This is a genomic window from Microcystis sp. M53598_WE2, assembly GCF_030067735.1.
In the GTDB taxonomy this organism is placed as follows: Bacteria; Cyanobacteriota; Cyanobacteriia; order Cyanobacteriales; family Microcystaceae; genus Microcystis; species Microcystis aeruginosa.
The window spans coordinates 1-4,164 of sequence record NZ_JASJFE010000131.1 but is presented as its reverse complement, the minus strand read 5'-3'; the positions used below and the strand labels follow the sequence as shown (position 1 = coordinate 4,164).

Here is a 4,164-nt window from a genome sequence, read left to right as displayed (position 1 = left end):
TGATAACTGATAACTGATAACTGATAACTGATAACTGATAACTGATAACTGAAATGACCATCTTACAAGACGAAAAACTCCTCTTTACTCCCGCAATACCCCACAGTGATGCCCTTAGAACTATTTTTGCCTTTCCTAATCAGTATTCTGTGGGTATAACCAGTTTAGGTTATCAAATTGTTTGGGCAACTTTAGCCCTGCGATCGGATATACAAGTTAGTCGTTTATTTACGGATTTTCAAGAATCTTTACCCCGTTATCCCGAATTAGTCGGCTTTTCCTTTTCTTGGGAATTAGACTATGTTAATATCCTCTCGCTGTTAGAATCTTTAGAAATTCCTTGTCACAGTCATCAACGGCAAGATAGGCAAGCGATAATTTTCGGAGGTGGTCCAGTTTTAACCGCTAATCCCGAACCTTTTGCCGCTTTTTTTGATGTAATTTTATTGGGAGATGGTGAAAATTTAATTGCCGATTTTATTAATGCCTATCAAGAGGTGAGAAACGCTGATCGCCCGACAAAACTCCGTCATTTGTCCCAGGTTCCGGGGGTGTATGTTCCTAGTTTATATACCGTTAATTATGATAGTCCCGATGGCGAAATTACAGCAATTCTACCCATAGATAATAATGTTCCCGCCTTTGTTAGTAAACAAACCTATCGCAGTAATACCCTTTCTGCTTCTACGGTGGTGACAAAACAAGCGGCATGGGAAAATATTTATATGGTAGAGGTGGTGCGAAGTTGTCCAGAAATGTGCCGTTTTTGTTTAGCTAGTTATCTAACTTTACCCTTTCGTACCGCTAGTTTAGAATCTTTAATTCCCGCCATTGAAAAAGGTTTAAAAGTGACCGATCGCCTGGGTTTATTAGGTGCTTCCGTCAGCCAACATCCTGAATTTGAAACCTTACTCGATTATCTTTTTCAACCAAAATTTGAGGGGGTTAGACTCTCGATCGCTTCAGTTAGAACTAATACTGTCACGGAAAAATTAGCCAGAATTTTATCCCAAAGAGACACCAAATCAATTACTATTGCCGTAGAAAGTGGTTCCGATCGCTTGCGGGAAATTATCAACAAAAAGTTAGCCAATGATGAAATTATCCAAGCTGCTATTAATGCTAAAGCGGGCGGTTTAAAAGGGATAAAACTCTATGGTATGGTGGGAATACCGGGAGAAGAAACCGAAGATATTGCGGCGACTGTGGAAATGTTAATAGCCTTAAAAAAAGCCGCCTCTGGACTGCGAATTTCTTTCGGTTGCAGCACCTTTGTGCCTAAATCCCATACTCCTTTTCAGTGGTTTGGAGTTAATAAAATGGCCGAAAAAAGATTAAAATATCTAGAGAAACAATTAGGTAAACAGGGCATAGAATTTCGACCAGAAAGTTATAATTGGTCAGTGATTCAAGCTTTATTATCTAGAGGCGATCGCCGCTTGACTTCCCTGTTAGAATTAACCCGTGGCTACGGTGATTCTTTAGGCAGTTATAAACGGGCTTTTAAGGAACTAAAAGGACAAATTCCCCCTCTAGATTATTACGTCCATCAGCAATGGCGTTTAGAACAGGTTTTACCCTGGAGTCATTTACACGGTCCTTTATCCTCAAATGTTTTGGTAAAACATTTAGAAGATTCCCAAACAAAAAGGTAAAGTATCGCTAATAAGCTAAGACGCATTTCAACAATGTCTTGACTATCAGACCCCACATGAGGTATTCTATCAAGGTAGATCGGATATTGGTGCAATTCAGACTTGAATTGGTACTTTTATTAACTATCAATCCCGATTAAACCATTAATTTAATCTTAGTTGATCAGCCCATGAGCCAGAAAAATGATACAGTTACCCTGCTTTTATCCCTGCTGATTACCCTACTATTTTTTGGGGTAGGTAGTTGGTGGTTATACAATCGTTTTCAAGGATCAAATAGCCCAACCAATCTTTCTGAAATCGAGAAAATATCACCGGAGCAAAAATCGGTATCGGCACAAGCAAAATTTAGTCAAGGGGAAAACTTATTAATAGTTGACGGGGCTTCTTCTGACAAACAAGCTGCTATACAGGCAATCGGGAAAGGAGACTTTCAGCAAGCAGTTTACCTCCTAGAAAAATCCCTGCGAGCTAATCAAAATGATCCGGAAGCTCTCATCTACTTAAATAACGCCCGTATTGGTCAAGCTAAGTCCTATACTATCGCCGTTTCCGTGCCAATTGGGAGCGATGTCAACACCGCCCTAGAAGTTTTACGAGGAGTCGCCCAATCTCAAAATCAAATCAATCAAGCTGGGGGAATTAATGGCATTCCTTTAAAAGTTCTCATTGCTGATGATGCTGATAGTCCCGAAATTGCTGCTCAAATTGCCCAAAAATTAGCGGCTGTTGACAGCATTTTAGGAGTAGTAGGACACACTAGCAGTGATACCTCTTTAGCGGCGGCTGCTATCTATCAAAAAGCAGGATTAGTAATGATTTCCCCCATCAGTACCTCAACTAAACTCTCCAATTTTGGTGACTATATCTTTCGTTCTGTTCCCAGTGATTTTGCGGCGGCACGGGCATTAGCCGAATCTAGCTTGCAAAAAAATCCTAACGTCAAGGCAGTGGTATTTTTTAACTCCCAAAGTAATTATAGTCAATCCCTAAAATCTGAATTTATCACCGCTTTAGGATTAGGAGGAGGTCAAGTGGTGAGTGAATTTGATCTATCTTCCCTCACTTTTACCCCTTCTAAAAGCCTCCAACAAGCTCAACAGGAGGGAGCAAATCTCATCGCCCTTCTTGGGGATAGTGGTAGCCTAGATAAGGCTTTGCAGGTGGTTCAAATCAATGGTCAAAAATTACCGATTGTGGCGGGTGATGACGTTTATAGCCCCAAAACTCTGGATGTAGGCGGAAAAAAGGCCTTGGGCATGGTTGTCGCTATCGCTTGGCATTTGGGGGCTAATCCGAACAGTCCTTTTGTGAATAAATCCCGCCAATTGTGGCAAGGAGACGTAAATTGGCGCACGGCTACCGCCTATGACGCTACCCAGGCTTTAGTCGCTGGCATTGGGGCCGAATCTAGCCGAGAGGGAGTTCAACGGGCGTTAAGAAGCAGTGATTTTTCTGTGCCTGGGGCGACTAATCCAGTGCGATTTTTACCCTCTGGCGATCGCAATCAATCCGTGCAATTAGTGGTAGTTCAACCCGGTTCTCGTTCTAGTTTTGGGGTGGATTTTGTGCCAATTTCTCGATAAAATAAAAACTAAATCAAGATGAATTATATGTTAGAAACTCCCCCCAAATATTCTGTTCTTGGTTTACCGGTTCATCTCCTCGATAACTACAGTCGTTGGTTAATTGATCGCCTCTATCAAGGTTTTGGTTCCCACGTTGTCACTCTTAATGCAGAAATGGCAATGTTAGGGGAAAATGATGCTAAAGTTGCCCAAGTTATTCGGGAAGCAGATTTAGTTATTCCCGACGGCGCGGGGATTGTCATTTACTTAAAATTAAGGGGTAAAAAACAAACCCGCTGCCCCGGTATTGAACTATCAGAATCCTTAATTACTGAGTTAGGAATGCAGGGAGAGAGTTTTCCTATTGCTTTTTTTGGTGGTCAACCGGGGATTACGGAAAAAGCGGCAAGTAATTGGCAAAAAAAGATACCTAATATCCGTATTCTGTCTAACCACGGTTATCTATCCTCCCAGGAAATGTCCGATTGGATCGAGGTGTTAAAAGATCAACAACCGCGGTTAATTTTAGTTGGTTTGGGAGTACCCCGACAAGAATATTGGATTAGGGAACATCGCAATCTCTGTCCCCAAGCTATCTGGGTAGGTGTGGGGGGCAGTTTTGATATCTGGTCCGGGACAAAAATCCGCGCCCCTCGCTTTTTCTGTGACAATAATTTAGAGTGGTTGTATCGACTCTATCAGGAACCTTGGCGCTGGAAAAGAATGTTAGCTTTACCTAAGTTTTTCTGGCGCTCTCTTTTTTATTCCTAGCAAGAGTTATTATAAATTCTTTTCGATAAAGGCAATCACTCGCTCTAATCCTTCCCGTGTTTTCAAGTTGGTGAAGATAAAGGGTTTATCCCCGCGCATCTTTTTGGCATCTCTATCCATCACTCCTAAATCTGCCCCCACCATCGGGGCTAAATCTATTTTATTAATTA

The 4,164-nt window shown here is 41.6% G+C and carries 3 protein-coding genes and 1 pseudogene; 3 read left to right on the top strand and 1 reads right to left on the bottom strand.

Features of this window, described 5'->3' with window-relative positions; all coding sequences use genetic code 11:
• Positions 1-53 precede the first annotated feature (53 nt).
• The 3 genes from PX636_RS02980 to PX636_RS02970 all read left to right on the top strand — a co-directional run bounded on the left by PX636_RS02980 (position 54) and on the right by PX636_RS02970 (position 3,994).
• Entirely contained in the window at positions 54-1,655 is a 1,602-nt protein-coding gene (locus PX636_RS02980) for a B12-binding domain-containing radical SAM protein (RefSeq protein WP_288116175.1), read from the top strand.
• A gap of 170 nt (positions 1,656-1,825) precedes the next feature.
• Entirely contained in the window at positions 1,826-3,241 is a 1,416-nt protein-coding gene (locus tag PX636_RS02975) for an ABC transporter substrate-binding protein (RefSeq protein ID WP_288116174.1), read from the top strand.
• Between the two features lie 27 nt (positions 3,242-3,268).
• On the top strand, positions 3,269-3,994 hold the full coding sequence (locus PX636_RS02970; RefSeq protein ID WP_288116173.1) for a WecB/TagA/CpsF family glycosyltransferase: 726 nt from the start codon (positions 3,269-3,271) through the stop codon (positions 3,992-3,994).
• Positions 3,995-4,003: 9 nt separating this feature from the next.
• Here PX636_RS02970 and PX636_RS02965 read toward each other — a convergent pair.
• Positions 4,004-4,164, bottom strand: a pseudogene (locus tag PX636_RS02965) (urease accessory protein UreG); the annotation flags it as partial.

What these genes read in the sequence shown, in the direction of transcription:
- PX636_RS02980 (WP_288116175.1), top strand. Translation starts at nt 54, where the DNA reads ATGACCATCTTACAAGACGAAAAACTCCTCTTTACTCCCGCAATACCC.
- PX636_RS02975 (WP_288116174.1), top strand. Translation starts at nt 1,826, where the DNA reads ATGAGCCAGAAAAATGATACAGTTACCCTGCTTTTATCCCTGCTGATT.
- PX636_RS02970 (WP_288116173.1), top strand. Translation starts at nt 3,269, where the DNA reads ATGTTAGAAACTCCCCCCAAATATTCTGTTCTTGGTTTACCGGTTCAT.